The sequence below is a fragment of the Antarcticimicrobium sediminis genome (assembly GCF_004348975.1).
GTDB lineage: Bacteria > Pseudomonadota > Alphaproteobacteria > Rhodobacterales > Rhodobacteraceae > Antarcticimicrobium > Antarcticimicrobium sediminis.
Window position 1 is genome coordinate 215,523 of record NZ_SMFP01000003.1, and the last position, 26,311, is coordinate 241,833.

Below are 26,311 nucleotides of genomic sequence, written 5' to 3' on the forward strand. Positions count from 1 at the left end.
CCGGGAAACGCTGGACCGCCGCACAAACGGGCCCGCGCCATGAAAAACGGCCGGGGAGATCCCCGGCCGCCTGTCTGTTTGCCTTGAGCCGCCGCGCCTTATGCGCTGGGTTCGGGTTCCATTCCGCCCTCGGGCGGGGTTTTCTTGGGCTTGGTCTTGGGGATCGCGGTGACACTTGCCGCGCCACCCTGATCGGTGCCGCTGGCCCCGTCATCGTCCACGTGCGGTGGCTCGCCCTTCATGACGCGCTTGATCTCTTCGCCGGTCAGGGTTTCATATTCCAACAGCCCTTGCGCCAGACGCTCCCATTCCTCGCCCTTGTCGGTCAGGATTCCAACTGCGCGCTCATAGCCCGCCTGAATGAAATCGCGCACCTCGTCCTCGATCAGCTCCTTGGTATGGGCCGAGACCGAGAAACCGCCGGTATTGCCGCTGTAGCCTTCATGCGCCTCGGCATAGTCGATATTGCCGATCTTGTCGGACATGCCCCAGCGCAGAACCATGGCGCGGGCCAGTTGGCTGGCCTGTTGAATATCGCCGGCAGGGCCGTTCGACACATGATCCTTGCCATACTTGAGAACCTCGGCCGCCTTGCCGGCCATGGTCATCGCCAGTTTCTGCTCGCACTCGTCCTTGTGCCAGTTCAACCGGTCCATTTCCGGCAGGCTGACCACCATCCCCAGCGCACCACCGCGCGGGATGATCGTGGCCTTATAGACCGGATCGCACATCGGCAGGTGCATCCCCACCACCGCGTGGCCGGACTCGTGATAGGCGGTCTTTTCCTTTTGATCGGCGGTCAACACCATGCTGCGGCGTTCGGCCCCCATCATCACCTTGTCCTTGGCGTTCTCGAAGTCCTCCATCGTGACAAACCGTCGTCCGATGCGCGCCGCCGTCAGCGCCGCCTCGTTCACCAGGTTGGCCAGATCGGCCCCGGAAAAGCCGGGTGTTCCGCGCGCGATGATGCGCAGATCCACATCCGGGCCCAGCGGGGTTTTGCGCGCGTGCACGCCAAGGATCTTTTCGCGGCCCTTGATGTCGGGGTTGCCCACCGTCACCTCACGGTCGAACCGGCCCGGGCGCAACAGCGCGGGGTCCAGCACGTCCTTGCGGTTGGTGGCGGCGATGATGATCACACCCTCGTTGGCCTCGAAGCCGTCCATCTCGACCAGCAGCTGGTTCAGCGTCTGTTCGCGTTCGTCATTGCCGCCGCCATAGCCGGCGCCACGGTGGCGCCCCACGGCGTCGATCTCGTCGATGAAGACGATACAGGGCGCGTTCTTTTTCGCCTGTTCGAACATGTCGCGCACGCGGCTTGCGCCCACACCCACGAACATCTCGACAAAGTCCGACCCCGAAATGGTAAAGAACGGAACCCCTGCCTCGCCCGCGATGGCGCGCGCCAGCAAGGTCTTACCGGTGCCCGGAGGCCCCACCAGCAGCGCGCCCTTGGGGATCTTGCCGCCAAGGCGCGAGAATTTCTGCGGGTTGCGCAGGAATTCAACGATTTCCTCAAGCTCTTCCTTGGCCTCGTCGATGCCCGCGACATCGTCAAAGGTGACGCGCCCCTGTTTCTCGGTCAGCATCTTGGCCTTGGACTTGCCAAAGCCCATGGCACCGCCTTTGCCGCCGCCCTGCATCCGGTTCATGAAATAGATCCAGACACCAATCAGCAGCACGAAGGGCAACAGCGTGATCAGAAACGACTGGAACCCCGATTGTTCCTGTTTTTCGGCCCGGAGGGGGACGTCGTTGGCGATCAGCAGATCGGTGACCTTCGCGTCTGCGGGTCTGATGGTAACGTAGTCTTGTCCGTCGGTTCCGCGAAAGCGGACCTGTTCGCCGTCCAGGGTGGCCTGGCTGACCTCTTTGCTCGTCACTGCGCTGACGAAGTCGGAATACGTGACTTCCCGACTCTGCAGCGTGCTGCCACTGCCACTGAACAGATTGAACAGCGCCAGAATCAACAGGAACAGAACGACCCAGAAGGCGATATTTCGTGCGTTGCCCAAGGAAACTCTCCTAAATGCGCGGCCGCCTTAGGGCGACCGTGTGTCAGTGGTTAAAATAGAGATCATTGGGGCAGGTTCAATGCGATAAAAGACCGGCGGGAAAGCCGGGGCCCTCTGCGGCCGATTCTGCGCGCCATCCTGCGCCCCAACCGGCCAGCGGTGCGGCGATCAGAGCACCCCCGCGCCAGACCGCCGGGCTCGGCTCCAACGCGGCGCGAGGCAACCCGGTTTCGGCCCGATCCGGGCATTGCGCCAAGCCTGCCGCGCCCAAAGCGGCGATCTCGCACCCCTTTGGCTGTGGCCCCGTGACACGCCAGCGCCGATCCCAAAGCGCACCCGGCGCCACGCGGGCGTCATGGAGTGCCTTGACCTCGCGGCAGATCCATATTTCGTCACGATGATGCACCACGCGACAACCCGCCAATGTAGCGGGGCGGCCCTGATGCAAATCCTCCAGCAAGGCCGCCAGCGGGCGGCGGCGCGGTGGATAGGCCCCGCCCCCGACCCAGCCCAGCGCCCCGAGCAACAGCCGGCGCGCGATCTCTTCCGGCATCAGGCGCAGGGCGCGCGGGGCCAACACGACGCAGCCCGCCACCACGCGGGACGCGTGGCGCGCGGCCTCGAAGGCGGCCCAACCCAGCGCCTCATCCGCGCGGGCCATGTTGCGCGCGACACTGGCCAGCGCGGCGGGCGTGACATCGAGCGGCGCCAGATCCGCCATCGCCGCGCGCGCGCGCACCCGAGTGTATCGCAGATCCTGATTTGAGGGATCCTCGGCCCAGCTCAGCCCGTTGCGCCGCAGATAGGCGCGTAAATCGGCACGCCCGATATCAAGCAAGGGGCGCAGAATCATCACCCCGCCGCGCAGCCGCCGCGCCGGGATACCTGACAGGCCCGCAACCCCCGCCGCGCGCCCCAGCCGCATCAGCAGGGTTTCGGCCTGATCATCGGCGGTATGGGCGACGGCCAGCGCGCCGATTCCCTGTGCCTGCGCCCAGTCGCACAGCAGGTCATAGCGCGCGGAACGGGCGACATCCTGAAGGTTTCCCCTTCCCTGCCATCCGCGCCAACGCAAAACGGTATGAGCCACCCCCAGTGCGGCGGCCTGTTGCCCGGCCTGTTCGGCCTCCTGCGCCGCTTCGGCGCGCAGCCCGTGATCCACGGTGGCGGCAAAAAGCTGGACCTGACCCGGCGCAAAGGCCCGCGTCAGGATGTGAAGAAGCGCAACGGAATCGCCGCCGCCCGACAGGGCGATGGCAAGTTTTGCAGGAGGCACCGGGCCAAACCAGCCCCGCACCAGCGCCAGAATATCGTCGTCGGATGGGGTCAAGAACAGCCCAGCTTGGCCATTTCCTGACGGGCCAGCGCCACTGCTTCGGCGGCAGGAAAGCGAACCCCCACCTCGCCCAGCGTGACACAGGCCTGATCGACCTGACCCAGACGGCCCAGCGCCGCGCCCAGTTCATACAGCGCCTCGGGCGCGGTGGGGCCGGAATCGTCGCTGGTGAAGGCCCCGAGATAAGCGCGCGCAGCCTCGCGCGTGTCGCCCAGCCCATCCAGCGCCCGGCCCTGCCCCAAATGCGCACGCGGCGCCAGCGGAGATCCGGGATAAGCGCTGTTGAACGCAGCGAAACGATCGGCAGCACTGCGGAAATCGGTGCCCTGCAACGCGGCATTGGCGGCATCGAAATCTGCCTGTTCGCCCATCGCCAGCTCGGACGCGCCACTGTCAGCCTGTACCGGCACGGCCGGGGCCGCCGCCGTCGCGGCGGGGCCACCGCCCAGCGTCGTGGTCTCGCCCAGCTTGCTCACATCGCCGCCTTCCAGCTCGACCAGCCGAAACTCCAGATCGCCGATCCGGTTGGTGCCATCCTCGACGATCCGTCCGATACGATAATCCAACTCCTCGGTCTGAGAGGTCAGGCGTTGTAGCTCGCTCTCGATCGCGCCGACACGGTCCAGCACGCTGTCGCCCCCGGTTGCGAGCTGTGGCGCGCCGGTAGTCGACAGCTCCCGCTTGAGCTTTTGGATCTCGACATGGAGCACCGTCAGCTCCTGCCGGATATCGGCCAGCGTCTCGCTCTGCTGCGCCGCGCCGGGCGCAGCGTGCAGTGAGATCAGAACCCCGAGGGCCAGCAGCGGCAGAACGCGCATGTCTCGCTCTCCCCTTACCCGGTCAACCCACCGGCCAGCACCGTGACGGCGCGGCGGTTCTTGGCATAGCAGCTTTCGGCGCTGCAGATTTCAAGCGGGCGTTCCTTGCCAAAGCTGACGGTCTTGAGCCGGGCGCCGGACACCCCGCGCGAGACCAGATATTCGCGCACCGCGTTGGCCCGCCGTGCCCCCAGCGCAAGGTTGTATTCACGGGTGCCCTGTTCGTCGGCATGGCCTTCGATCACGGCGGTATAATCGGTGTTGGACATCAGCCAATCGGCCTGCGCCGTCAGCAACACGCGCCCGGCATCGTCCAGCGTCGATTGATCGACCGCGAACAGCACCCGGTCGCCAATCGCCTCTTGGAAATAAGCCGGCGAGCGCGGGTCTGCGGAACTGCCAGCCGCGCCGCCCACGCCCGATCCACCGAGGTCAACAGAATTGGTATCGTCAAGATAGGAGTTGGAACAGCCCGCGACCGCCGCAACGGTACAGGCCAGAATCAGGGTACGAATGGATTTCATGCCAATTGCCTCTCACTATGCATTTCAGTCTGCTTTTCAGTCTGCTCGTGTCATCGTCGTTCTAGCATATCCGCCCAGAGTTGTGAACGCGCGGGCTTAGTTCTGCAAAGGCGACCAGGATGGGTCCGAGGCACCGCCGGGTGTGCGCACCGGGCGCAGATTCCGACCGGTGATATCGACGGTATACAGGGTCGTTTCCCCGCGCGCGCCCTTTGTTTCACGGGCGAACATGATCACCCGCCCGTTCGGCGCCCAGGTCGGCCCCTCGTCCAGGAACGAGGCGGTCAGCAACCGTTCTTCACGACCATCGGTGCGCATCACGCCGATGTGAAACCGGCCCTTGTTCTGTTTGGTGAACGCGACAAGATCGCCGCGCGGCGACCAGACCGGGGTGCCATAGCGCCCCTGTCCAAAGCTGATCCGCTTGGCATCGCCCCCCGATGCCGGCATGATGTAAAGCTGCTGCGTGCCCGAGCGGTCGCTTTCGAACACGATCCGGCTGCCGTCGGGGGAATAGCTGGGCGCGGTGTCGATCGAGGGCGACGAGGTCAGCCGCGTGGTGCCGCCGCTGGTGATATCCATGATATAGATGTCGGTATTGCCGCCCTGCTCCAGCGAGAACACCACCGTCTGCCCGTCCGGGGCAAAGCGGGGGGCGAAACTCATCGTGCCCTCTTTGGATTCCAGCACGCGGCGCTGAACCTTGCCCACGTCCAGCACATAGATGCGCGGAAAGCCGGTTTCGAAACTGGTATAAAGCACCCGGTCGCCAGAGGGCGAAAACCGCGGTGCCAGCACAATAGAGGCGCTGTCGGTCAGGTACTGCACATTGGCGCCATCGTAATCCATGATCGCCAGCCGCTTCTTGCGGTCATTCTTGGGCCCGCTCTCGGACACGAACGCGACCCGGCTGTCGAAATAGCCGCCCTCGCCGGTGATCCGGCTATAGACCGCATCGGCCACCTTATGCGCCATGCGCCGCCAGCCGTCGCGCGAGCCGGCAAATTGCAGCCCGTTGCCCAGTTCCGCACCCGAGAACACGTCCCAGACCCGGAACCGCACCGTCACCCGGTCGCCAGAGGACGAGACAGCGCCAGTCACCAGCGCCTGCGCGTTGATCGCCTTCCAGTCGGCGAACTGGATCGGAGCGTTGAAATCACTGACCCGGCCGATATGCGCCTCGGCCGGAATTTCCCGGAACAACCCGGTTCCGGCAAGGTCTGCGGCGATCACCCGTGCAATCTGGCTGGCCACCTCGGTCGCGGCGGGGCTATCGGGAACAAAATCGGGGACCGCAAAGGGCATCGGCTCGATCACGCCTTCGGTGATCTCGATCCGCAACGGGCCGCCGTCCTGTGCCGCGGCCGAATGGGCGACAAAGGCCCACCCCAGAAGGAAGCACAGCAGAAATCTCGTCATTTGATCCGCATCCTCTCCGGATTGAATGTCATCTCAATATTGCGCCAATGGTCGTATTTCGCCACCGGCAGATCGAATCCTTTGGCGCCGCAACGGATAATCGCCCGGCGCGCCGCCTCGAACGCCTGTTTTGCCGCCGCCTCGCTGCCGCCGGAATGCGACGCCATGCGGATCGTCTCCCCCTGCGGTTTACCATCCTGACTTAACGATACGGCGACAACCACCGTCGTGGCCAGTGCATCAGAGGACAGCGAGCCGACATTCCAGCACGAGGACACCGCCACGCGCAGCGCCTCTTTCTCGCCCGCGCTCATCGGCGGACCGGAAGGGGCCGCGGGCGCGGCGGGGGTCGCATCCCGCGCCCCTGCCATCGCCTCGGTCAAGGCGGCGGTGACCGCATCCTCGGTTTTGGCGGCGGTTTCGGTCGCTGTGTCTGTCGCTGTTTCTGTTTCTGACGCGGGCGCAGTCTCCGGCGCGGGCGTCGGGCGGCGCGGCGGGCGCGCCGCGGGGCGCGGTGACCGGGTCGGGGCCAGCACGGCGGTTTCCTCGGCCTCGGTCACGATTTCTGCGGCAGCCTCTTCCGGCGCGGTGGCGTCCTGCGCCTCCTGCGGGGTGTCGGCCTGCGCCTCGGGCGTCACCTGTTCCCGCTCGACCGGGTCGGGTCGGGCCTCGGGCGGTGGCGGGGCGACCGGTTCGGGCGCGATCCGCTCAGAGGCGCGCTGCGGCGGGCTCGGCGGTTCCGGCACCAGCGCGGCAATCTCGGGGGTAATCTCGGGCGCGGGCGGAGGCGGTGGTGGGGTCGGCTCTGGCCGCGCCTTGGGCGGAACGGACTCGGATACAGGATCGGGGCGCTGCTCGACAGCTGGCTCTGCTGTTGGTTCGGGTGCGGGTTGCGCCTCGGACGCGGCACTGCGCCCGGCGATCCGGTCGAACTCCTCGGCGCTGATCATGGTCACGTCCTGCACCTCGAAGGGAAGCGGGTCAGACCGGAACGCCCCGCCCAGGAACGCCCAGGACAGCAGCAGCCCATGTGCCACGGCCGAAATTTTGGTGCCGGTTTGCACGCCGCCTCACCCGGCATCGTCCAGGGTGGGCCCGCCGCTGTCGGTCACAAGCCCCACGTTGGAGAACCCGCCCGCGTTCAGCGCGCCCATCACCTGCATCACCAATTCATAGGGGATCGAACCATCCGCGCGCAGGAACACCCGGTCACTGGCGCGTTCGGCGGCGATGGCGCGCAGCTTGCTCACCAATTGTGCGCGCGGCACCTCGGTGGTCTGGACCTCGATCCGCCCCTCGGCGGTGATGGTCACGGTCAGCGGCTCTTCCTCGTCCCCCGGCAGCGCGCTGGCGGCGGTCTTGGGCAGCTCAACGGGCACGCCCACGGTCATCAACGGTGCCGCCACCATGAAGATGATCAGCAGCACCAGCATCACGTCAACAAACGGCGTGACGTTGATTTCGGCCATCGGTCGGGTCCGGCGACGGCCGCGACCGCGCCGACGCGGCCCGCCCTGATCCTGGGGTTGAACGCCCGCGCCCATCCGTCACGAATCCAACTGGCGGCTGAGGATGGTGGCGAATTCGTCAGCAAAGGCCTCATAGCCCCCAAGGATCCGGTCACTGTCCGCGCTCAGCTTGTTATAGAAAATCACCGCCGGGATCGCCGCCAACAGCCCCAAGCCGGTGGCCAGCAGCGCCTCGGCGATGCCCGGCGCCACCACGGCAAGGTTGGTGTTTTGCTGCTCGGCAATGCCGATAAAGGCATGCATGATGCCCCAGACCGTGCCGAACAACCCGACAAACGGCGCGGTGGACCCCACCGTCGCCAGCACCGGCAGACCCTTTTGCAGCGTCTCGGCCTCTTTGGCGATGGCCACGTCCATGCTGCGGTCGATCCGCGCCTGAGCGCCCGCGATCAAACCGCCATCGGTGCGATGCGAGCGCCGCCACTCCACCATGCCGGCGGCAAATATCTTCTCCGAACTGCCCGCCGGGGTCGGCCCGATCTCTTCGAACAGCCCATCAAGGGGTTCGCCCGACCAGAAAGCCCGATCAAACGCCGCCGACGCGGCCCGCGCCGCGCGATAGGTGATCTGTTTCTGAATGATGATCGCCCACGCCCAGAACGATGACAGCACCAGAAGGCTCATCACCAGTTTCACGATCGGGGTCGCGCGCGCAAACAATGCCCACAGGGAGAAATCCATCTCCTGCGCCAGCGCCAGAGTTTCTGCTTCCATCCGCCTGCTCTTTGCCTAACGGCCGGTTATTGTTTCGGCCTTGTTAACCCGAATCTAGCGCAGTTCGATGACAAATACCATTCCCACGAAACGCGGCGCCCTCAGCCCTGCATCAATGCGCGAATCTCCGCTGGAAGACGCACCGGCCGCCCCGCCGCATTCATGCAAACCGCGGTCACCGCGGCGGTAAAGATCGTGGTCTCGCCGCGCTTGACGATCTGGTCCATGGTCAGCCGCACGCCAGAGATCTCCCGCAGGGTGGTTTCGACCATCAGCTCGTCTTCGAATTTCGCGGTGGTGATATAGTCAGCCTCGATCCGGCGCACCACCCAGACGATGCCAGCGTCGCGCATGGCATTCTGGTCATTGCCCAACTGGCGCACCCAGTCGCTGCGGGCGCGTTCGATATAGCGCAGGTAATTGGCGTGATAGACGATGCCGCCCATGTCGGTGTCTTCATAAAAGACGCGCACCGGAAATCTGTGGATCATTGCTCTGCCTCCATCCGCGCAAACAGCCGCAAGGCCTGCGCCGGTTCTCGTGTCGCCGCTGGCAACACCGGGTCATAGGCGGCCCGGATCAGCCCGGCGATCTGCGGGTGCAAAATGGTCTTGCCCCCGGCCTGCGCCAAGGGGGAGCGGGTGCGAAACGCCCCGTCGGACCACAACAGGATGCACTGCACCACCTCGTTCAGGGCCAGCACATCGGCCGGAACCTCGGACAGCGCCGGGGTCATCCGCAAAAAGACAAAGGCCGCCTTGATCGCGCCCGCCGCGTCGAACCGGAACATCCGGTACTGATTGGCATCCGCCGCCGCGAGACGCGCGACCAGCGGGACCAGATCAGGAACCAGCCGGTCCATGCCCGGCACCTGCGGCAGCTCTTCCCAGTCGCGCAAGAAGAACACCATGCAATTGCTGCCCAGCTCCGGGTCGGTCTCGGCCAGATGATGGCCCGCCAGCGCCGCCACCGCCTCGAATGCGCCCTTGACGACCGCCAGCGTTTCATCCTCGACGCCGAACACTACCGGGGCGATCGGCCGCCCCCAACGGGCAAACAGAAACTCTCCGCTGTCGCGGGTAAACAACGCCTCGATCTCTTGCGGTGTCACGCAGGGCCTCCTGTGGGTCTGATCATCCCAGCCATAAAACCCTGCCACCGCCACTGCAACCGGGCCGCGACGTCGCATCGGCGGCACAGCGACGCGGTCGCGCCCTAGCCAAACATATCGCCCTGCCGTTTCGGCTTTGGCATCGGCAGGCCAAGATGATCCCACGCCCGCTGTGCCAGCATCCGCCCCCTTGGCGTGCGCTGGATCAACCCCTGTTGCAACAGGAACGGCTCGATCACCTCTTCCAGTGCATCGCGGCTCTCGGACAGCGCCGCTGACAGCGTCTCGATCCCCACCGGCCCGCCGGAATAATGTTCGGCGATCAAGGTCAGATAGCGCCGGTCGGCCCCATCCAGCCCGATCCGATCCACCCCCAGGCGGGTCAGCGCATTGTCGGCGAGCGCGCGGGTGATGGTGCCGTCGCCCTCGACCACGGCAAAATCAACCACCCGCCGCAACAGGCGACCGGCGATGCGCGGGGTGCCACGGGCGCGCCGGGCAATCTCGCGCGCGCCGTCGGGATCGGCGGGCGCACCCAGCTTGAACGCGTTGCGGATAACGATCTCGTACAGCTCGTCCTCGGTATAGAATTGCAACCGCGTCGGAATCCCGAAGCGATCGCGCAGCGGCGTCGTCAACAGCCCCATCCGGGTCGTCGCCCCGACCAACGTAAAGGGCTGCAGCTCGATCCGCACGGTGCGCGCCGCCGGCCCCTCGCCGATCACCAGATCCAGCTCGAAATCCTCCAGCGCCGGATAGAGGATCTCTTCGACCACCGGGTTGAGCCGGTGAATCTCGTCGATAAAAAGAACGTCGCGCGCCTCCAGATTGGTCAGGATCGCCGCCAGATCGCCCGCCTTGGCCAGAACCGGGCCCGAGGTCATGCGAAAATTCACCCCCAGTTCCCGCGCCATGATCTGCGCCAGCGTGGTCTTGCCCAGACCGGGCGGGCCGTAAAACAGCGTGTGATCCATCGCCTCGCCGCGCTGTTGCGCCGACTGGATAAAGATCTTGAGATTTGCGCGCGCCTCGGCCTGACCGATAAAGTCATCCAGCATCCGCGGGCGCAGTGCGCGGTCATTGTCCTCGGGCAGCGGATCGGGCCGCAGGGTGGGGTCGGGATCGGTCATCGCACCGCTCTCGCATCAACTATCGACATGCAGGCATTCCCTATCCCTTTGGCGCAAGAAGTTTCAACGCGGCGCGGATCAGCCCGGCCTCGCCCGCTTCGGGATCTGCATTGGCGGCCTCGGCCACGGCAGCAGCCGCTTCCGAGGGACCATAGCCCAGATTGGACAACGCCGAGAGCGCGTCCGCCTGCGCGCTGGCGCGTGACGGCGCGCGCGGGGCCGGTTTGCGCATCGCCCCGGTTTCGGCCACATCCACCACCTCGACCACGGGCGCCGGCTCCGGCCCTTCCATCGCCTCGGTGATGGAGCCGCCCAGCGCCATCACACCGGGGGCCTTGTCCTTGAGATCGAGAACGATCCGTTGCGCGGTTTTTTGCCCCACGCCCTTGGCCACCTTGACCGCCGCCCAATCGCCCAACGCGATGGCCCGGCCCACGCCCTCGGGCCCTAGCGCCCCGAGGATCGCCAGCGACACCTTGGCGCCGACGCCCTGAACGCTCATCAGCAGCCGGTGCCATTCCTTTTCCACCAGCGTGGTAAACCCGAACAGCTGCAACAGATCCTCGCGCACCACCAGTTCGGTATAGAGCGAAACCGCCTCGCCCACACCGGGCAGCGCCGAGAGCGTGCGATCCGAGCAATAGACAAGATAGCCGACCCCGCCCACGTCAAGCAGGATGTGATCCTCGGCCCGATAGCCGATCCGCCCGGTCAGCCGCCCGATCATGCCCGCACCTCGCGCAGGCGCATCGCCCCGTTGGTGCCGCCGTAAAGAGCATGGCAGATCGCGATCGCCAAAGCATCCGCCGCATCCGGCCCGGCCGGGTTGCAGCCGGGCAGTTGTATCTTGACCATATGCAGCACCTGATCCTTTTCCGCGTGTCCCACACCCACGACCGTCTTTTTCACCCGGTTGGGGGCATATTCACCTATCGGAAGCCCGGCCTGCGCCAGCGTCAGCAAAGCAACACCGCGCGCCTGCCCCAGTTTGAGCGTCGCAACACCGTCCTTGTTGACAAAAGTCTGTTCGATACCGGCCTCGTCGGGGGCAAATTCGGCGATCACCGCGGCGATCTGGCGGTTCAGCGACAGCAGCCGGATGGCAAGATCATCGCTGGCCTGCGACTTGCACAGACCATTGGCCACATGCCGCAATCGCCCGTTCTGCGATTCGATCACGCCCCACCCAAGGGTTCTCAACCCCGGATCAATGCCCAGAATTCGCATGTGCTGCCCCGCCCGCTCGAAATTTGTTGCTTTTTTGATGCAGTAGCACGAAACGCGAACACGATCCAAGCAATTCAGGCGGAAAATCAGATCACACCAAAAACGACACCCTTCTTTTCCAAAAACGACACCCGAGCTGAAAGCGACACCTCCCCAGCCTGAAAACGACACCAAAAGCGACCAAAACTCACGATTATTTCAGAGTCTTTTCAGCCGCGGCGACCCATGCACAAACCGCATAGGAAATATGCACTTCCGACGTCTTGCGCGGAAATATTACTCAGATTACCTGCCGCTCAGAAACGAAACACAGTGCAACTCTGAAAATAAGGAACTCGTGAAATGGCTGTATATGACACCAACCGCACCGCCCCTGAATCGGCCATCTTGTTCGGTCGCATCGGCGCGGCAATCTGCACTGTTATCAGTGCAGTTTCTGTTTGGAACGACGCGCGCATCACCCGCAACGCTCTGTCCGCACTCAGCGATCGCGAGCTTGAGGATATTGGCCTCAACCGCGGCGAAATCGATCTGATTGCACACCGCAAAGGGTCGTTCTAACACCCTGCTCTCTCTTTCTCTCGGAGTTGGACAAAAACGCCGCGTGGGCCCCTGCCCCGCGGCGTTTTTCTATTCCGGACTGGCCCAACCCGCCTGCGGGGTTCCGGCTCAGCGCATCAGGTCCGATATCTGTGCGGCCAGCACCCTGGTCACCGGGTCAACCTGCATCAACCATGCGCCCATCGCCTCGACCGGAGTGCCAGCTTGCAGCCGCGCCACCCGCTCCTCATAGGTCACGCCGCCGACGCTGACGAACAGCAGCGCCTTGAAGACAACGAACAGCACCACAATCAGAATCAACAGGCGTGCGGGCCAGCTTCGCCGACGCCGTATAGGCGCAGCGACAAGCAACCCGTCCGGGCGCTGAACGATATCGTGGCCGCGCGACATAGCGTTGTGCTTGCGGTCAAGCCGGTCAACGCGCCGACTGAAATTCAGATCGTGTTGGGCCATGATACCCTCCGGAACGTCTGGCCCCCACCAGACTACAGGGCAAAGATCCGGCTGAATTGTGGCAGAAATGGGGCAGACGCCTCAAATGCCCCTAAAACCCGCCGCATTTACGCCTTTTTCCGAAGCAGAAGTGTCGTCCAGTCACCAATTTCTTCGCTTTTCACAAGATTGACGCCGGAACGTGCATAAACCTCGATCACGTCAGCGGCTTGTTCATTGAGAAGCCCGGACAGAATCGCATAGCCCTCCGGACGCAGATGCGCGGCCAGATCGGGGGCTAGCGCCACCAGCGGTCCTTTCAGGATATTGGCAAAGATCAGATCATAGGGCGCCAGCGCCGCAAGCTCGGGATGGTCAAATCCCGCCGCCTCGACGCAGCGCACACGCCCCTCCATGCCATTGGCGCTCAGATTGGCCTCGGCCACATCCACCGCCACCTGATCGATGTCGCTTGCTATGAAGCTGCCATCCCAGACCCGCGCCGCGGCCATCGCCAGAACGGCGGTGCCGCAACCGATATCCGCGACCTTTCCGGCCTCAAACCCGTCTTCGATCAGCCGATCCAGCGCCCGCAGGCAGCCCAGCGTGGTGCCGTGATGCCCGGTGCCAAAGGCCAGCGCCGCCTCGACCAACAGCGGGATACGATCCGCCGGAACCTTGTCGGCATCATGGCTGCCATAGACAAAGAAACGCCCGGCCTCGACCGGGGCCAACGCGCGGCGCACATGCGCCACCCAATCGGTTTCCGGCAATTGCGAGGTGACGAAATCCCCCGCCCCGAACGCCGCCGCCAACAGCGCCAGCGCGGCGGCATCGGGACAATCAGAGAAATAGCCGCCGACCTCCCACACATCAGAGCCATCATCGACCTCGAACACCCCCACACCGGTGGGGGCCGGCTCCAGCCGCTCCATCGCCTCGCCCAGCGCCTCGGCCTGGGCTTTTCCGGTCAGCGTGGTCAGTGCGGTGAATGTGGGCATCAAAGATCTCCTGCAAAGCTGCGTCCGCCCGTAGGACCCCGGCGCGGCAAGGTCAAGCGTGCCCTATTGGGCCGGGGCCGGGACAAAGCGCGCCAGAACGGTCTCGTTGCCCGGTTCCGGGTGGCGCGGGATCAGCAGCGCCAGACACAGCGAGATCATCGCCATCCCGGCGGCCAGACCGAACACCGCGCCGGGCGCAACCATCCAGAGATAACCCAGCGCCGCCGGAAGAACCACCGCGGCAATGTGGTTGATGGTAAAGGCGACAGCGGCGGTGGGCGCGATATCGGCGGGATCGGCGATCTTTTGAAAATAGGTCTTCAGCGCCAGCGCCATGGCAAAGAACATGTGGTCGATCACATACAGCGTTGCCGCCAGCACCACCCCCCAGCCGAAAAAGTAGATGCCGCCATAGGCCAAGAACACCAGAACCAGCCCGCCATATTCGAACAGCAGCGCCCGACGTTCGCCAAAGACTCCCACGGCGCGCCCCACCAAGGGGGCGAACACCATATTGGCAACCAGGTTGATCAGGAACAGCGCCGTGACCTCATGCACGTCAAAGCCGAATTTCTCGACCATCATGAACCCTGCGAACACGGTAAAGATCTGCCGCCGCGCCCCGGCCATGAATTGCAGCGCGTAGTACAGCCAATAGCGTCGGCGCAGCACCATCTTCTTGTTCTGTACGGTTTCGGACTGAAACTGGGGATACAGGAAAAACGCCAGCGCAGCGACCAGCGCGGTAAACCCGCCCGCAAAGGCATAGACCACACCATAGGTCAGGCCCAGCGGCTCCCACAACAGAACGATCAGCCCATAGGACACCAACGTCGCCCCCGACCCGGCCGCCAACAGCCACCCCAACATGCGCGGCGCGTGTTCTTTGGGCAGCCATTGCAACTGCAGCGACTGGTTCACCGTCTCGTAATAGTGAAACCCGATCGAGCTGAGCATGGTGATGGTCAGGATGCCGCCCAGCGACGGAAACTGCGCGGTCAGTGCCGTCGCCACCCCCAGCAGCACCAGCGCGACCAACCCCAGCACCTGTTCACGCATCACCATCAACACCGCGATCACCCCGATCGCGAGAAACCCCGGGATCTCGCGCACAGTGTGCAGCCAGCCGATGTCGTGGCCGTCGAACTGCGCCACCTCGATGACAAAATTGTTGAGCAGCGCCGACCAGGTGGCAAAGGCCACCGGCATGGCCACGGCCATCAGGAACAACAGCGCGACAGGGCGGCGCCAGACCGGCAGATGCCGGGCCTCGGGCAGGGGGACAATACGGCTCATGGGGAAGGCTCTTACGCCGCTTTTTCGGCCTTGGCGAGAGATCAAGCGCGTCGATCACCTGATGTGCATCAATGCAAAATGGCCGCCGATTGTGTAAAATACCGGTCGCGAACAAGGTGGAGGACGCGGTGATGGACTTGGTGGCAGTCGTGGAACGCATTGGCGAGGCGCCGACAGCGGCGCTGTTCGGGCTGATCACCGGCATCGTGTTCGGCATCGCGGCGCAACGCTCGCGCTTTTGCCTGCGCGCGGCGACGGTGGAATTTGCCCGCGGCGAAATGGGCGACAAGGTGGCGGTCTGGCTGCTGACCTTCTCGACCGCCGTGGTCTGGGTGCAGGCGGCGCAGCTATCGGGCCTGATGGACAGCGCCGACGCGCGCATGATGGCGGTGCCCGGCAGCTGGTCCGGGGCCATCGTCGGCGGGCTGATCTTCGGCGCCGGCATGGTGCTGGCGCGCGGCTGTTCGGGGCGGCTTCTGGTGCTGGCCGCCACCGGCAACCTGCGCTCGGTTGTCTCTGGGCTGATCTTTGCCGTGGTGGCGCAGATGAGCCTTTCAGGGCTGCTGTCCCCGCTGCGTGACCGTATCGCCGCGCTCTGGATCACCGAGGGCGGGCGCAACATGAACCTGTTGGCCAGCCTCGGCCTGCCCGAGTATGGCGGTCTGCTGCTGGGGGTGGGGATCGCCGTTGTCGCGCTGGTGCTGTCGCGCCGCAACCGGATCGGCGTGCAGCGGCTGATCTTTGCCTCCGGCGTCGGCTTCTCGGTGGCGCTGGGATGGGTGCTGACCTATTCGCTGGCCCAGGTCGCCTTCGAGCCGCTGCAAATCGAAAGCGCCACCTTCACCGGCCCCTCAGCGCATACGCTGATGTTCTTTCTGGAACGCAACGCGGTGCTGGAATTCGACGTCGGGCTGGTGCCCGGTGTGTTCATCGGCGCGATGATCGCGGCGAGCCTTGCCGGCGAGATGAAGCTGCAGGCGTTCGACGGCCCGGCCACCATGCGCAAGGCGATGATCGGGGCGGCGATGATGGGCTTTGGCGGCATGCTGGCGGGCGGCTGCGCCATCGGCGCAGGCGTCACCGGCGGGTCGATCTTTGCCGGCACCGCCTGGGCGGCGCTGTTCTTCATGTGGGTGGGCGCGGTGGTCACCGATTTTCTAGTCGATCAACGCGGCAGCCCGGTCCCCGCCTGACCGCGCCCGGGCCAAAGCGCCCCGCTCTTTTTCTGGCCGGAAATACTCCCGCCGGAGGCTCCTGCCCGCTGTTCCGGGCGCGACACAGGCCACGCCATCGCCGCCTGAATGGAAAACTTTAAAGAAAACTCTGCGGGTCGATATCCACGCTCAACCGCAGATCGCCCTTCAACCGCAGCGGCGCCAGCCAACGCGCCAGCGCCCCTTGCAGCGGCGCGCCCTTGGCTGCCTTGACCAAAAGCCGCACCCGGTGGCGGCCGCGAATGCGCGCAATCGGCGCGGCGGCGGGGCCAAAGACCTGCGCGCCGATTGCCCGCAACGCCCCATCATTGCGCGCCAGAACCGTGCCCAGATCAAACACCGCAGCGGCATCCGTCCCCGACAGGATAATCCCGGCCATGCGGCCATAGGGCGGCACACCGGCGGCTTGGCGTTCCGCCGCCTCGGCGCGCCAAAACCCCTCTTCGTCGCCGGCCAGAATCGCCCGGATCACCGGGTGTTCGGGCTGAAAGGTCTGCAACAGCGCCAACCCCGGCCGTTCCGCCCGCCCGGCGCGCCCGGCGACCTGTCGCATCAATTGAAAGGTACGCTCTGCCGCCCGCAGATCCGAGCCCTGCAGCCCGAGATCGGCGTCGATCACCCCCACCAGCGTCAGCTTGGGGAAATTGTGCCCCTTGGCCACCAGTTGCGTGCCAATGATGATGTCGGCCCCGCCGGCCCCGATCTCGACGATCTTTTCCTTCAACGCCCGCGCGCTGGCGAACAGATCCGAACTCAGCACCGCGATCCGCGCCTCGGGGAACAGCGCCGCCGTTTCCTCGGCCAGCCGCTCGATCCCCGGCCCCACCGGCGAAAGCTTGCCCTCGACCCCACAGGAGGGGCAGGCCTCGGGCATCGGCTTGGTCTCGCCGCATTGATGGCACATCAGCCGCTTCTGAAACCGATGCTCGACCATGCGCGCATCGCAGTGATCGCAGGCAAACTGATAGCCGCAGGCCCGGCAGATCGTCACCGGCGCATAGCCGCGCCGGTTGAGAAACAGCAACGCCTGTTCCCCCGCCTCCATCCGCGCCCGCACCGCGCCGCGCAAAGTGGGCGAGATCCATGTGCCCGGGTCCAGCTTTTCCGCACGCATGTCGATCGCGCGCATCTCTGGCAGCACCGCATCACCAAAGCGGGCGGTCAGATCCAGCCGGTCGTATTTCCCCGCCTCGGCATTGGCCCAACTTTCAAGGCTGGGCGTGGCGCTGGCCAGAACCACCCGCGCCCCCGCCATCGCCGCGCGCAACACCGCCATGTCGCGGGCATTGTACAGCACCCCATCCTCTTGCTTGTACGAGGTGTCGTGTTCCTCATCGACGATGATCAGCCCCAGATCGCGAAACGGCAGGAACAGCGCCGAGCGCGCGCCGACCACCAGTTGCGCGCCGCCCTGCCCGACCATGCGCCAGATTCGCCGCCGCTCGGTCATGGTGGCGCCGGAATGCCACTCGGCGGGTTTGGCCCCGAACCGGGCCTCGACCCGGGTCAGGAATTCGGCTGTCAGCGCGATCTCGGGCAACAGAACCAGGGCTTGGCGCCCCAGCGTCAGACATTCCGCCACCGCCTCGAGATAGACCTCGGTCTTGCCGGATCCGGTCACCCCCTTCAGCAGCGTGGTGCCATATTTTCGACTGCGCAGATGTTCGCGCAGCACCGCCGCCGCCGTCGCCTGATCCTCGGTCAAGGGCTTGCCGGGGCGTGCCGGATCCATCACCGGAAACGGCAGATCGCGCGGACTGTCCTCCTCGCGCACGGCCCCGTGTTTCACCAGCCCCTTGACCACCGAGGCGGTGACGCCCGCCATCTCGGCCAGTTCCTTGAGCGTAAAGGCCAGCCCGCCATAGGACTCCAGCGCGTCCAGCACCCGGCGGCGGGCCTCGGTCATCCGCTCCGGCTCGCCGGTGCCCCGGCGATAGATCTTGCGCATCGAGGGCGGATCGCCCAGCCCCGGCGCCCGCATCGCCAGCCGCAGCATCGCCGGCATCGGGGTCAGCGTGTAATCTGCCGCCTTGGTGAGAAAGGCGCGCATCTCGTCGCGCATCGGGGCGACATCCAGCACCCGGATCACCGAACGGATCTTTGAGCGGTCGAAATCGCCCAGCCCCGGCCCCCAGATCACGCCGGGCACCTTGCGCGGGCCCAGCGGCACCTCGACGAAATCGCCCAGCACACAGCCGCCCTGTGGCGCGCGATAATCCAGCGTCCGGTCCAGCGGCTGGGTGCTGCGCACCGCCACCAGATCGCCTTCGTCGAACATCCCCGCCCCGCTGTGATCCCGCTTGCCCGCCATACCGCTCTTTGCTGCCCTCCGGTGATCTGCGGGGGGTTCCCGCCCTTCCTCCCATGAGGTAAAGCCAACCCCGAGCAAGGCCAACCCATCAAAGGATGCCCCCATGAAATTCTTCGTAGATACTGCCGAGATCGACGCCATCGCTGAACTGAACGATCTGGGCATGGTCGACGGCGTCACCACCAACCCCTCGCTGATTATGAAATCCGGCCGCGACATCCTCGAAGTCACCAAGGAAATCTGCGATCTGGTCGACGGCCCGGTCTCGGCCGAGGTGGTCGCCATGGAGGCCGAGGCGATGATCGCCGAGGGCCGCAAACTGGCCGCGATCGCCGACAACATCGCCGTCAAGGTGCCGCTGACCTGGGACGGGCTCAAGGCCTGTAAGGTGCTCTCGGGCGAGGGCCGCATGGTCAACGTAACGCTGTGCTTTTCCGCCAATCAGGCGCTGCTGGCGGCCAAGGCGGGCGCGACCTTCATCTCGCCCTTCATCGGGCGGCTCGATGACATCAATCTCGACGGGATGGAATTGATCGAAGATATCCGCACGATCTATGACAATTACGGCTTCGAAACCCAGATCCTCGCCGCCTCGATCCGCACCGTGAACCACATCACCGACGCCGCCCGCATCGGTGCCGACGTGATCACCGCGCCGCCCGCCGTGATCAAGGCGATGGCAAACCACCCGCTGACCGACAAGGGGCTCGAGACCTTCATGAAGGATTGGGCCAAAACCGGCCAAAAAATCCTCTGACCGAACCCATCCGGCCCCCAAACAACAGGAATTTCGCGCAATTGCCGGTTTTTCAGCCCAATTGCGCGAAACCCGTGATATAAAGCGCGCAAGACCATAAGAGGCGGACATGAGCAGCAGCCCTAAACTGGAACACGACCTGCGCGCGGCGATCATCGCCAAACCCGACGCCATTCTCGAAGATCGCGATGTGATGCATGCGCTGATCGCGGCGAATGAGCGCTCGATGGGCGGCAATATCGTCGATCTGCGCGGCATCGCGATGGACCGTCTCGAGGCCCGGCTTGACCGGCTCGAGGATACCCACCGCAGCGTCATCGCGGCCGCCTATGAAAATCTGGCCGGCACCAATCAGGTGCACCGCGCCATCCTGCGCATGCTGGACCCGACCGAGTTCGAGGTGTTCCTGCGCGACCTTGGCGGCGAGGTGGCCGAAATCCTGCGGGTCGACTCGATCCGGCTGGTGCTGGAAACCGCGCAAAACGGCGAGGATCCCGCGATCCGCCGCCTCGAAGGGGTGCTGGCGCTGGCCGAACCCGGCTTTGTCGAAAGCTTCCTGACCCAGGGGCGCAACGGCCAGCCGCGCCAGGTCACCCTGCGCCAATTGCAGAAAGGCTCCGAGCGAATCTATGGCACCACGGCCGAATACATCCGCTCCGAAGCCTGCCTGCGACTCGATTTCGGCAGCGGGCGGCTGCCCGGCCTGCTGGTGATGGGGTCCGAGGATCCGCACCAGTTCACCCCGCAACACGGCACCGACCTTTTGGCCTTTTTCGCCGGCGTATTCGAACGCACGATGCGCCACTGGCTCAAGTGAGCCTGCAGATCTCGGCCGCCTGCCGCGATGCGCTGCAGGACTGGCTGAACCGGAAAAGCGCGCTGGCCGATTCCTCGGACCATACCATCGCGGCCTATCGCGCCGATGTGGCGGGCTTCCTTGCCTTCATGGCCGAGCATCGCGGCGGGCCACAGGGGCTGGCGGCGCTGGACAAGATCACCGTCACCGAAATGCGCGCCTGGATGGCGCAGGCGCGCAGCACCGGGCTTTCGTCGCGCTCGCTGGCGCGTCGGCTGTCGGCGGTGAAAAGCTTTTACCGCTGGCTGGCCGAACGTGAAGGCTTTGCCGCCACCGCCGTGCTTGCCGCGCGATCGCCCAAGTTCCAGAAGAAGCTGCCGCGCCCGCTCGATCCCGACGCCGCCCGCGCGGTGATCGACACGGTCGAATTGCAATCGCAAACGCCCTGGGTGGCGGCGCGCGACGTGGCGGTGATCACCCTGCTCTATGGCTGCGGGCTGCGGATCTCCGAGGCGCTGGGATTGAAAGGCGCCGACGCGCCGCTGCGGGCCAGCCTGCGCATCCTTGGCAAGGGCCAAAAGGAGCGCATCGTGCCGGTCCTGCCGGCCGCGCGCGATGCGGTGGATGCCTATCTGCGCCTCTGCCCGCACCCGCAAGAACACGATGCGCCGCTGTTTCGCGGCGTGCGCGGCGGCGCGCTGAACCCGCGCCTGATCCAGGGCGCGATGGCGCAGGTGCGCATGCAACTGGGTCTGCCGGCCTCGGCCACGCCGCACGCGCTGCGCCACAGCTTTGCCACCCACCTGTTGGAGGCGGGCGGCGATCTGCGCAGCATTCAGGAATTGCTCGGCCATGCCTCGCTCGCGACCACGCAGGCCTATACGGCGGTGGATACGGCGCGGCTGATGGAAGTCTACGCCCGCAGCCACCCCAAGGCGTGACGCGCGCGCCTGACCCGCACCCCCGAGTCCGACAGCCCCCCGCTGAAAAGCAAGGCCCAACCCACCCGCTTCTTCTTGGCAAAAATACTCCCGCCGGAGGCTCCGACCTCAATTCCGGCGCCAATTCCAGCGTCAATTCCGACAGTTTTCGCGCTTACAGCATTTGCGATTTGCCACAAATTGCGCCATGACGAGACCATGACACTTCAAATGCGCGCCCTCGCCGTCCATCTCTTTACCGCCACCGGAGCGATCTTTGCCATGTTGGCCATGCTCGCCGCGGTTGACCAGAAATGGAGCCTGATGTTCCTGTGGCTGGTCGTGGCCTTTGTGGTCGATGGCATCGATGGCCCGCTTGCCCGGCGTCATCACGTCAAACATTACGCCCCGGAATTCGATGGCGTCCTGCTCGACCTGATCATCGACTATCTCACCTATGTGTTCATCCCCGCCTTTGCGCTGTTCAAATCCGGGCTGATGGATGGCTGGACCGGCTGGGTGTCGATCTTTGTCATCACCTTCGCCAGCGCGATGTATTTCGCCGACACCCGGATGAAGACGCTGGACAACTCCTTCAAGGGGTTTCCCGGCTGCTGGAACATGGCGGTGCTGGTGTTTTTCGCGCTTCAGCCGAATTTCTGGGTGATCCTCGGCTTTGTCACGGCGCTGGCGGTGACGATGTTCCTGCCGCTGAAATTCGTCCACCCGGTGCGCACCGAGCGCTGGCGCGCCGTGACCTTACCGATGGCGCTGGCCTGGACCTTTTTCGCCGGCTGGGCCGCTTGGGTCGATTTTCACCCCGAAAGCTGGGCCCATTGGGGCTTGGTCGTGACCACCTTCTACCTGCTGTTTGCCGGCATCGCGCAACAGGTGTTCCCAGCCCGCGACGCGCGGGCCGAGGAATAGCGCGTTCAGATCAGAACACGTCGTCGATTTCGATATCCTTGCCCTGAAAGCTAAAGCTGTCGCCCGCCTTCAGACCGGCCATCGCCTTGTAGATCGGGCTTTCGGACGAGATCCCCATATAGGTCGTCCCGTCCACGTCGAACCGCGCGGTCGAGACGGCGACGATGAAATGGCGCCCATCAAAACACACCGCGGCACCGGGCTGCACCGTATCGGTCAGCTCGATATCCAGATTCTCGATCACATCCACCTTGGCATGGTGGGTCATGACCGGATGATGAAAGGCGGCGGCAAGGCCGACCTCGCCCGTCGAGGCGGCGAGATCACCGGAATCATGGCCCTGACGGTCATCCAGAACGGACTCCTTCATATGCGCCTCGTAATGTGAAAGCGCGGTCGCCAGTTCCCCGGACTCCAGTGACAACAGCTTGTCATACACGGACTTTTTAAGCGCGGCCCGGTCTTGTGAATTGCTCATCTTCCCTGTCCTCCAATCGGTGTTACGCCCAAAGTGGGGGGCCGCTGCGGCAAATGCAATCGGCTTTTGCCGCTCCCGCCCCCGCGTCTGCACGACCGCTCAGATCAGAAAGCCGCCCGCCCCTTCGTGGCGCAGCAGCGCAAGTTTGGTTTCCACCCCGGTGCCACCGGAAAACCCGGTCAGCTTTCCGCCCGCCCCCATCACCCGATGACAGGGGATCAGGATCGGGATCGGGTTGCCGCCACAGGCCCGCCCCACCGCCTGCGCCGACTGCCCCAGCGCGCGGGCAATCTCGCCATAGGTGCGGGTCTCGCCATGGGGAATCTCGCGCATCGCGTCACAGACCGCCTGCTGAAACGGCGAGCCGATAACCCGCAACGGCAGGTCGAACGCCTGCCCCTCTCCCGCGGCATAGGCCTGCAGCTGCGCCTTTGCCGCCAGCAACAGCGCGGTGGGCTCCCCGTCAGCGGTATCGCCCCATGTCAGACGGGTGATCGCCCCGTCCTGCTCGGTCACGGCCAACTGGCCAAATTGGGTGTCTATGATCAGGGTCGCCATGGCCACAGGGTGACGCAGCGCCGCGCATCAGGCAACCCGGAACCTGCGCATCGCACAAAGCGGCACAGACGCACACACGGGCGCGCGCGCCCCGGATCATCTCCGGGGCGCGGTTTGCTTTAGACCTCAGCCCAGCGCCTCGTCACAGCGGTGACAGACCCCCGGGTGCGGGTGCTGGCCGACATCGGGCAGGATCTTCCAGCAGCGCTGGCATTTCTGCCCCTCGGCCTTCTCAAACAGAACGCCGACGCCCGGCACATCGGGCAGGCGGAACGCCTCGTTCGGGCTGGGATCGCCGGTCAGGACGATATCCGAGGTGATGCAGATATCCTCGAAATCGACCGAGCGCAGCGCGCCCAGCACATCGGCATCGGACACATGCACCACCGGCGCCGCCTCAAGGCTGGCCCCGATCACCTTGTCACGGCGCTGGATCTCCAACGCAGCGGTGACGGCCCGGCGCATCTGCCGGATGCTGGCCCATTTCGCCGCCAGCCCCTCGTCCAGCCACTCGGCCGGGGTTTCGGGGAAGTCGACCAGATGAACCGAACTGTCCTCGCCCGGGAACCGCTCCAGCCAGACCTCTTCCATGGTAAAGACCAGGATCGGCGCCAGCCAAGTCGTCAGGCGGTGGAACAGGATGTCCAGCACGCTGCGCGCGGCGCGCCGCCGCGCGGTGTCGCCGTCGCAATACAGCGCATCCTTGCGGATATCGAAGTAGAACGCGCTCAACTCCACCGTGGCGAAATTGAACAGTTGCTGGAACACGCCCTGGAAATCATAGGCGGCATAGCCGTCGCGCACGATCCCGTCCAACTCGGCCAGACGATGCAGCACCCAGCGTTCCAGCTCGGGCATCTCTGCCGGTGCAACGCGGTCGGTTTCCGAGAAGTCATTCAGCGACCCCAGCATGAACCGCATGGTGTTGCGCAGACGGCGATAGCTGTCGGCAACCCCCTTGAGGATCTCCGGCCCGATGCGCTGGTCGGCGGTATAATCGGTCTGCGCCACCCAAAGCCGCAGGATATCGGCGCCGTATTGCTTGACGACCTCTTCCGGCACGATGGTGTTGCCAAGCGATTTGGACATCTTGATGCCCTTCGCGTCCAGCGTGAACCCATGCGTCAGCACCCCGCGATAGGGCGCGCGCCCCTTGGTGCCACAGGCCTGCAACATCGAGGAATGGAACCAGCCGCGATGCTGGTCGGTGCCCTCAAGATACAGATCCGCGATGCCATCGGGCGATCCGTCCGCCCGGTCGCGCAGCACAAAGGCATGGGTCGAGCCGCTGTCGAACCACACGTCGAGAATGTCGAACACCTGGACATAGTCCTCGGGATCATAGGCATCGCCCAGGAACCGCGCCTTGGCACCGTCCTTGTACCAGGCATCCGCGCCCTCGGCCTCGAACGCCTCGGTGATGCGCGCATTGACCGCCGCGTCGCGCAGCAGGAAATCGGGATCGGTGGGCAGCCGGTCCTTTTTCACGAAACAGCTCAGCGGAACGCCCCAGGCGCGCTGGCGGCTCAACACCCAGTCCGGGCGGCTTTCGATCATCGAATACAGCCGGTTGCGCCCGGTCTGCGGCGTGAAGGTCACCAGTTCGTCGATCGAGGTCAGCGCCCGTTCGCGGATGGTCTTACCATAGGTGTCCAGCCCGTCATCGACAACGCGGTCGATCGCGGCGAACCACTGCGGCGTGTTGCGATAGATCACCGGCGCCTTAGAGCGCCAGCTGTGCGGATAGCTGTGCTTGATCTTGCCACGCGCCAGCAGGCCGCCAACCTCGACCAGCTTGTCGATCACCGCCTTGTTGGCATCGCCCTCCTTGCCGTTCGGCTTGAGGATCATCTTGCCGCCAAAGAAGGGGAGATCGGCGCGGAACGATCCGTCTTCCATCACGTTATAGGTGATGACCTGCTCAAGCATCCCGGCATCGCGGTACAGCTCGAATTCTTCCATCCCGTGGCTCGGCGCGCAATGGACAAACCCGGTGCCCTCGTCCTCAGTGACGAAATCCGCGGCGCGGAAATCGCGCAGATCGTCCCATTCGCCGTCGGACCCTTCGGCACCGGCAAGCGGGTGGGTCAGGCTCAGCCCGGCCAGCTCGTCCACCGTCACGTCGCGGACGCGGGTATACATCCCGTCTTCCAGCCGCGCGCGGCTCATCACGTCGCCAGCCAGCTTGTCGGCCAAGATGTATCTGTCGCCGACATTGGCCCAGCTTTCGTCCGGCGTGCCGGTGACCTCATACAGGCCATAGGCAAAGTCCTTGCCGTAAACCACGGCCTTGTTCGACGGGATGGTCCAGGCGGTGGTGGTCCAGATCACCACATAGGCCCCGGCCAGATCGGCGTCGGCGGGATCAGCCACGCGGAACTTCACCCAGATGGTAAAGCTTTCCTTGTCGTGATACTCGACCTCGGCCTCGGCCAGCGCGGTCTTTTCGATCGGCGACCACATCACCGGTTTCGAGCCCTGATACAGCGTGCCGTTCATCAGGAACTTCATGAATTCCTCGGCGATCACCCGCTCGGAATGGAAATCCATCGTCAGATAGGGGTCGTCCCACTTGCCGGTGACGCCCAGCCGCTTGAACTCTTCGCGCTGGATATCGACCCAGCCGGCGGCAAAGTTGCGGCATTCCTGACGGAAATCATTGACCGGCACCTGGTCCTTGTCGAGCCCCTTGGCGCGGTACTGTTCCTCGATCTTCCACTCGATCGGCAGACCGTGACAATCCCAGCCCGGCACATAGCGCGCGTCGCGCCCGGTCATCTGCTGCGAACGCACGATGAAATCCTTGAGGATCTTGTTCAGCGCGTGGCCGATATGCAGATGGCCGTTCGCATAGGGCGGGCCGTCATGCAGGATAAAGGGCTCGCGCCCCTCGGCCGAGGCCCGCTGGCGGTCGTACACGCCAAGATTTTCCCAACGCGACAGCCACTCGGGCTCGCGCTTGGGCAAGCCCGCGCGCATCGGAAAATCGGTTTTCGGCAGGTTCAGGGTGGCTTTGTATTCGGGAGTGTCGGCGCACATTTGCGGCGTCCTTCGGAAATGTCATGTCGGAATGATGGGTTGCGGCGGTGCGAGGGCTCAACACCTGTGCCCGGCGTCTCCTCTGGATCAGAGCGCCGGGGTCGTAATTCGAATGAGGATGACGCGCGGATGGGTCATGCCCGCCTTATAGGCGGGGCCGCAGGCCGGGTAAAGTGGGCGTGAACGCATAGGTCAGAC

Annotated in this window: 26 protein-coding genes; 6 read left to right on the top strand and 20 right to left on the bottom strand. The window is 64.9% G+C overall.

The genetic code is table 11. The features are described from left to right. Positions 1-98: 98 nt before the first annotated feature. The 13 genes from ftsH to ruvC all read right to left on the bottom strand — a co-directional run bounded on the left by ftsH (position 99) and on the right by ruvC (position 11,823). Positions 99-2,015, bottom strand: a complete 1,917-nt coding sequence (gene ftsH, locus E1B25_RS06550; protein ID WP_132827962.1) for an ATP-dependent zinc metalloprotease FtsH — start codon at positions 2,013-2,015, stop codon at positions 99-101. A 76-nt stretch (positions 2,016-2,091) separates the two neighbouring features. After that, on the bottom strand, positions 2,092-3,345 hold the full coding sequence (gene tilS / locus E1B25_RS06555) for a tRNA lysidine(34) synthetase TilS (RefSeq protein WP_132827963.1): 1,254 nt from the start codon (positions 3,343-3,345) through the stop codon (positions 2,092-2,094). Next, the gene (ybgF, locus tag E1B25_RS06560; RefSeq protein ID WP_132827964.1) at positions 3,342-4,169 is read right to left on the bottom strand and encodes a tol-pal system protein YbgF; all 828 of its coding nucleotides are present in this window, start codon (positions 4,167-4,169) and stop codon (positions 3,342-3,344) included. Before ybgF ends, tilS begins: the two co-directional genes overlap by 4 nt. A 14-nt stretch (positions 4,170-4,183) precedes the next feature. Then, positions 4,184-4,693 (bottom strand): peptidoglycan-associated lipoprotein Pal, encoded by a 510-nt coding sequence (gene pal / locus E1B25_RS06565; protein WP_132827965.1) that lies wholly within the window; start codon positions 4,691-4,693, stop codon positions 4,184-4,186. Between the two features lie 96 nt (positions 4,694-4,789). Continuing rightward, the gene (tolB, locus tag E1B25_RS06570; protein WP_132827966.1) at positions 4,790-6,112 is read right to left on the bottom strand and encodes a Tol-Pal system beta propeller repeat protein TolB; all 1,323 of its coding nucleotides are present in this window, start codon (positions 6,110-6,112) and stop codon (positions 4,790-4,792) included. Further along, entirely contained in the window at positions 6,109-7,149 is a 1,041-nt protein-coding gene (locus tag E1B25_RS06575; protein ID WP_342635585.1) for an energy transducer TonB, read from the bottom strand. Before E1B25_RS06575 ends, tolB begins: the two co-directional genes overlap by 4 nt. Positions 7,150-7,182: 33 nt before the next feature. Then, the gene (gene tolR, locus E1B25_RS06580) at positions 7,183-7,656 is read right to left on the bottom strand and encodes a protein TolR (protein WP_132827968.1); all 474 of its coding nucleotides are present in this window, start codon (positions 7,654-7,656) and stop codon (positions 7,183-7,185) included. A 3-nt stretch (positions 7,657-7,659) separates the two neighbouring features. Next, positions 7,660-8,355: a protein TolQ gene (gene tolQ, locus E1B25_RS06585; protein WP_132827969.1), complete on the bottom strand. Its 696-nt coding sequence runs from the start codon at positions 8,353-8,355 to the stop codon at positions 7,660-7,662. 101 nt (positions 8,356-8,456) lie between these two features. After that, positions 8,457-8,846 carry a tol-pal system-associated acyl-CoA thioesterase gene (ybgC, locus tag E1B25_RS06590; RefSeq protein ID WP_132827970.1) on the bottom strand — a complete coding sequence of 130 codons (390 nt, stop codon included), beginning with the start codon at positions 8,844-8,846 and terminating at the stop codon, positions 8,457-8,459. Next, the gene (locus E1B25_RS06595; RefSeq protein ID WP_132827971.1) at positions 8,843-9,466 is read right to left on the bottom strand and encodes a hypothetical protein; all 624 of its coding nucleotides are present in this window, start codon (positions 9,464-9,466) and stop codon (positions 8,843-8,845) included. The genes ybgC and E1B25_RS06595 overlap by 4 nt, the downstream gene beginning before the upstream one ends. 104 nt (positions 9,467-9,570) lie before the next feature. After that, positions 9,571-10,596 carry a Holliday junction branch migration DNA helicase RuvB gene (gene ruvB, locus E1B25_RS06600; protein WP_132827972.1) on the bottom strand — a complete coding sequence of 342 codons (1,026 nt, stop codon included), beginning with the start codon at positions 10,594-10,596 and terminating at the stop codon, positions 9,571-9,573. Positions 10,597-10,636: 40 nt separating this feature from the next. Next, positions 10,637-11,323: a Holliday junction branch migration protein RuvA gene (ruvA, locus tag E1B25_RS06605; RefSeq protein WP_132827973.1), complete on the bottom strand. Its 687-nt coding sequence runs from the start codon at positions 11,321-11,323 to the stop codon at positions 10,637-10,639. After that, complete coding sequence (ruvC, locus tag E1B25_RS06610; protein WP_132827974.1) at positions 11,320-11,823, bottom strand: crossover junction endodeoxyribonuclease RuvC; 504 nt, start codon at positions 11,821-11,823, stop codon at positions 11,320-11,322. The genes ruvA and ruvC overlap by 4 nt, the downstream gene beginning before the upstream one ends. Before the next feature lie 342 nt (positions 11,824-12,165). On the opposite strand from ruvC, the gene E1B25_RS06615 reads away from it, so the two are divergent. Continuing rightward, positions 12,166-12,384, top strand: a complete 219-nt coding sequence (locus tag E1B25_RS06615) for a DUF1127 domain-containing protein (RefSeq protein ID WP_132827975.1) — start codon at positions 12,166-12,168, stop codon at positions 12,382-12,384. A gap of 108 nt (positions 12,385-12,492) precedes the next feature. Here E1B25_RS06615 and E1B25_RS06620 read toward each other — a convergent pair whose 3' ends face one another. The 3 genes from E1B25_RS06620 to E1B25_RS06630 form a co-directional block, all read right to left on the bottom strand. Next, positions 12,493-12,837 (bottom strand): hypothetical protein, encoded by a 345-nt coding sequence (locus E1B25_RS06620; RefSeq protein ID WP_132827976.1) that lies wholly within the window; start codon positions 12,835-12,837, stop codon positions 12,493-12,495. A 107-nt stretch (positions 12,838-12,944) separates the two neighbouring features. Then, complete coding sequence (locus E1B25_RS06625; RefSeq protein ID WP_132827977.1) at positions 12,945-13,817, bottom strand: 50S ribosomal protein L11 methyltransferase; 873 nt, start codon at positions 13,815-13,817, stop codon at positions 12,945-12,947. Positions 13,818-13,880: 63 nt separating this feature from the next. Further along, positions 13,881-15,113, bottom strand: a complete 1,233-nt coding sequence (locus E1B25_RS06630) for an MFS transporter (RefSeq protein ID WP_132827978.1) — start codon at positions 15,111-15,113, stop codon at positions 13,881-13,883. A gap of 131 nt (positions 15,114-15,244) precedes the next feature. Here E1B25_RS06630 and E1B25_RS06635 point away from each other — a divergent pair, with 131 nt between their 5' ends. Further along, a complete protein-coding gene (locus E1B25_RS06635) occupies positions 15,245-16,306 on the top strand; it encodes a YeeE/YedE family protein (protein WP_132827979.1) in 1,062 nt (353 codons plus the stop codon). Positions 16,307-16,424: 118 nt separating this feature from the next. Here the strand turns inward: E1B25_RS06635 and E1B25_RS06640 are convergent, their stop codons facing one another. Next, positions 16,425-18,638, bottom strand: coding sequence for a primosomal protein N' (locus tag E1B25_RS06640; protein WP_245510629.1), 2,214 nt, complete (start codon positions 18,636-18,638; stop codon positions 16,425-16,427). A 103-nt stretch (positions 18,639-18,741) separates the two neighbouring features. Here E1B25_RS06640 and fsa point away from each other — a divergent pair, with 103 nt between their 5' ends. From fsa to E1B25_RS06660, 4 genes are all read left to right on the top strand, one after another. Next, positions 18,742-19,395 (top strand): fructose-6-phosphate aldolase, encoded by a 654-nt coding sequence (gene fsa / locus E1B25_RS06645; RefSeq protein ID WP_132827980.1) that lies wholly within the window; start codon positions 18,742-18,744, stop codon positions 19,393-19,395. Between the two features lie 109 nt (positions 19,396-19,504). After that, the gene (locus E1B25_RS06650) at positions 19,505-20,212 is read left to right on the top strand and encodes a DUF484 family protein (protein ID WP_132827981.1); all 708 of its coding nucleotides are present in this window, start codon (positions 19,505-19,507) and stop codon (positions 20,210-20,212) included. Next, positions 20,209-21,132, top strand: coding sequence for a tyrosine recombinase XerC (locus tag E1B25_RS06655; protein WP_132827982.1), 924 nt, complete (start codon positions 20,209-20,211; stop codon positions 21,130-21,132). Before E1B25_RS06650 ends, E1B25_RS06655 begins: the two co-directional genes overlap by 4 nt. 198 nt (positions 21,133-21,330) lie before the next feature. Continuing rightward, entirely contained in the window at positions 21,331-22,038 is a 708-nt protein-coding gene (locus E1B25_RS06660) for a CDP-alcohol phosphatidyltransferase family protein (protein WP_132827983.1), read from the top strand. A 10-nt stretch (positions 22,039-22,048) separates the two neighbouring features. On the opposite strand, the gene E1B25_RS06665 is transcribed toward E1B25_RS06660, so the two are convergent. From E1B25_RS06665 to ileS, 3 genes are all read right to left on the bottom strand, one after another. Next, positions 22,049-22,516, bottom strand: coding sequence for a hypothetical protein (locus E1B25_RS06665; protein ID WP_132827984.1), 468 nt, complete (start codon positions 22,514-22,516; stop codon positions 22,049-22,051). A 99-nt stretch (positions 22,517-22,615) separates the two neighbouring features. Beyond that, positions 22,616-23,074 carry a methylated-DNA--[protein]-cysteine S-methyltransferase gene (locus E1B25_RS06670; RefSeq protein WP_132827985.1) on the bottom strand — a complete coding sequence of 153 codons (459 nt, stop codon included), beginning with the start codon at positions 23,072-23,074 and terminating at the stop codon, positions 22,616-22,618. A gap of 126 nt (positions 23,075-23,200) precedes the next feature. Next, on the bottom strand, positions 23,201-26,113 hold the full coding sequence (gene ileS / locus E1B25_RS06675) for an isoleucine--tRNA ligase (protein WP_132827986.1): 2,913 nt from the start codon (positions 26,111-26,113) through the stop codon (positions 23,201-23,203). Positions 26,114-26,311: the final 198 nt, after the last annotated feature.

Excerpts from the sequence above, each read along its gene's own strand:
- ybgF (WP_132827964.1), bottom strand. The coding sequence starts at position 4,169 with ATGCGCGTTCTGCCGCTGCTGGCCCTCGGGGTTCTGATCTCACTGCAC.
- pal (WP_132827965.1), bottom strand. The coding sequence starts at position 4,693 with ATGAAATCCATTCGTACCCTGATTCTGGCCTGTACCGTTGCGGCGGTC.
- tolB (WP_132827966.1), bottom strand. The coding sequence starts at position 6,112 with ATGACGAGATTTCTGCTGTGCTTCCTTCTGGGGTGGGCCTTTGTCGCC.
- tolR (WP_132827968.1), bottom strand. The coding sequence starts at position 7,656 with ATGGGCGCGGGCGTTCAACCCCAGGATCAGGGCGGGCCGCGTCGGCGC.
- tolQ (WP_132827969.1), bottom strand. The coding sequence starts at position 8,355 with ATGGAAGCAGAAACTCTGGCGCTGGCGCAGGAGATGGATTTCTCCCTG.
- ybgC (WP_132827970.1), bottom strand. The coding sequence starts at position 8,846 with ATGATCCACAGATTTCCGGTGCGCGTCTTTTATGAAGACACCGACATG.
- ruvB (WP_132827972.1), bottom strand. The coding sequence starts at position 10,596 with ATGACCGATCCCGACCCCACCCTGCGGCCCGATCCGCTGCCCGAGGAC.
- ruvA (WP_132827973.1), bottom strand. The coding sequence starts at position 11,323 with ATGATCGGGCGGCTGACCGGGCGGATCGGCTATCGGGCCGAGGATCAC.
- ruvC (WP_132827974.1), bottom strand. The coding sequence starts at position 11,823 with ATGCGAATTCTGGGCATTGATCCGGGGTTGAGAACCCTTGGGTGGGGC.
- E1B25_RS06615 (WP_132827975.1), top strand. The coding sequence starts at position 12,166 with ATGGCTGTATATGACACCAACCGCACCGCCCCTGAATCGGCCATCTTG.
- E1B25_RS06620 (WP_132827976.1), bottom strand. The coding sequence starts at position 12,837 with ATGGCCCAACACGATCTGAATTTCAGTCGGCGCGTTGACCGGCTTGAC.
- E1B25_RS06625 (WP_132827977.1), bottom strand. The coding sequence starts at position 13,817 with ATGCCCACATTCACCGCACTGACCACGCTGACCGGAAAAGCCCAGGCC.
- E1B25_RS06630 (WP_132827978.1), bottom strand. The coding sequence starts at position 15,113 with ATGAGCCGTATTGTCCCCCTGCCCGAGGCCCGGCATCTGCCGGTCTGG.
- E1B25_RS06635 (WP_132827979.1), top strand. The coding sequence starts at position 15,245 with ATGGACTTGGTGGCAGTCGTGGAACGCATTGGCGAGGCGCCGACAGCG.
- E1B25_RS06640 (WP_245510629.1), bottom strand. The coding sequence starts at position 18,638 with ATGGCGGGCAAGCGGGATCACAGCGGGGCGGGGATGTTCGACGAAGGC.
- fsa (WP_132827980.1), top strand. The coding sequence starts at position 18,742 with ATGAAATTCTTCGTAGATACTGCCGAGATCGACGCCATCGCTGAACTG.
- E1B25_RS06650 (WP_132827981.1), top strand. The coding sequence starts at position 19,505 with ATGAGCAGCAGCCCTAAACTGGAACACGACCTGCGCGCGGCGATCATC.
- E1B25_RS06660 (WP_132827983.1), top strand. The coding sequence starts at position 21,331 with ATGACACTTCAAATGCGCGCCCTCGCCGTCCATCTCTTTACCGCCACC.
- E1B25_RS06665 (WP_132827984.1), bottom strand. The coding sequence starts at position 22,516 with ATGAGCAATTCACAAGACCGGGCCGCGCTTAAAAAGTCCGTGTATGAC.
- E1B25_RS06670 (WP_132827985.1), bottom strand. The coding sequence starts at position 23,074 with ATGGCGACCCTGATCATAGACACCCAATTTGGCCAGTTGGCCGTGACC.
- ileS (WP_132827986.1), bottom strand. The coding sequence starts at position 26,113 with ATGTGCGCCGACACTCCCGAATACAAAGCCACCCTGAACCTGCCGAAA.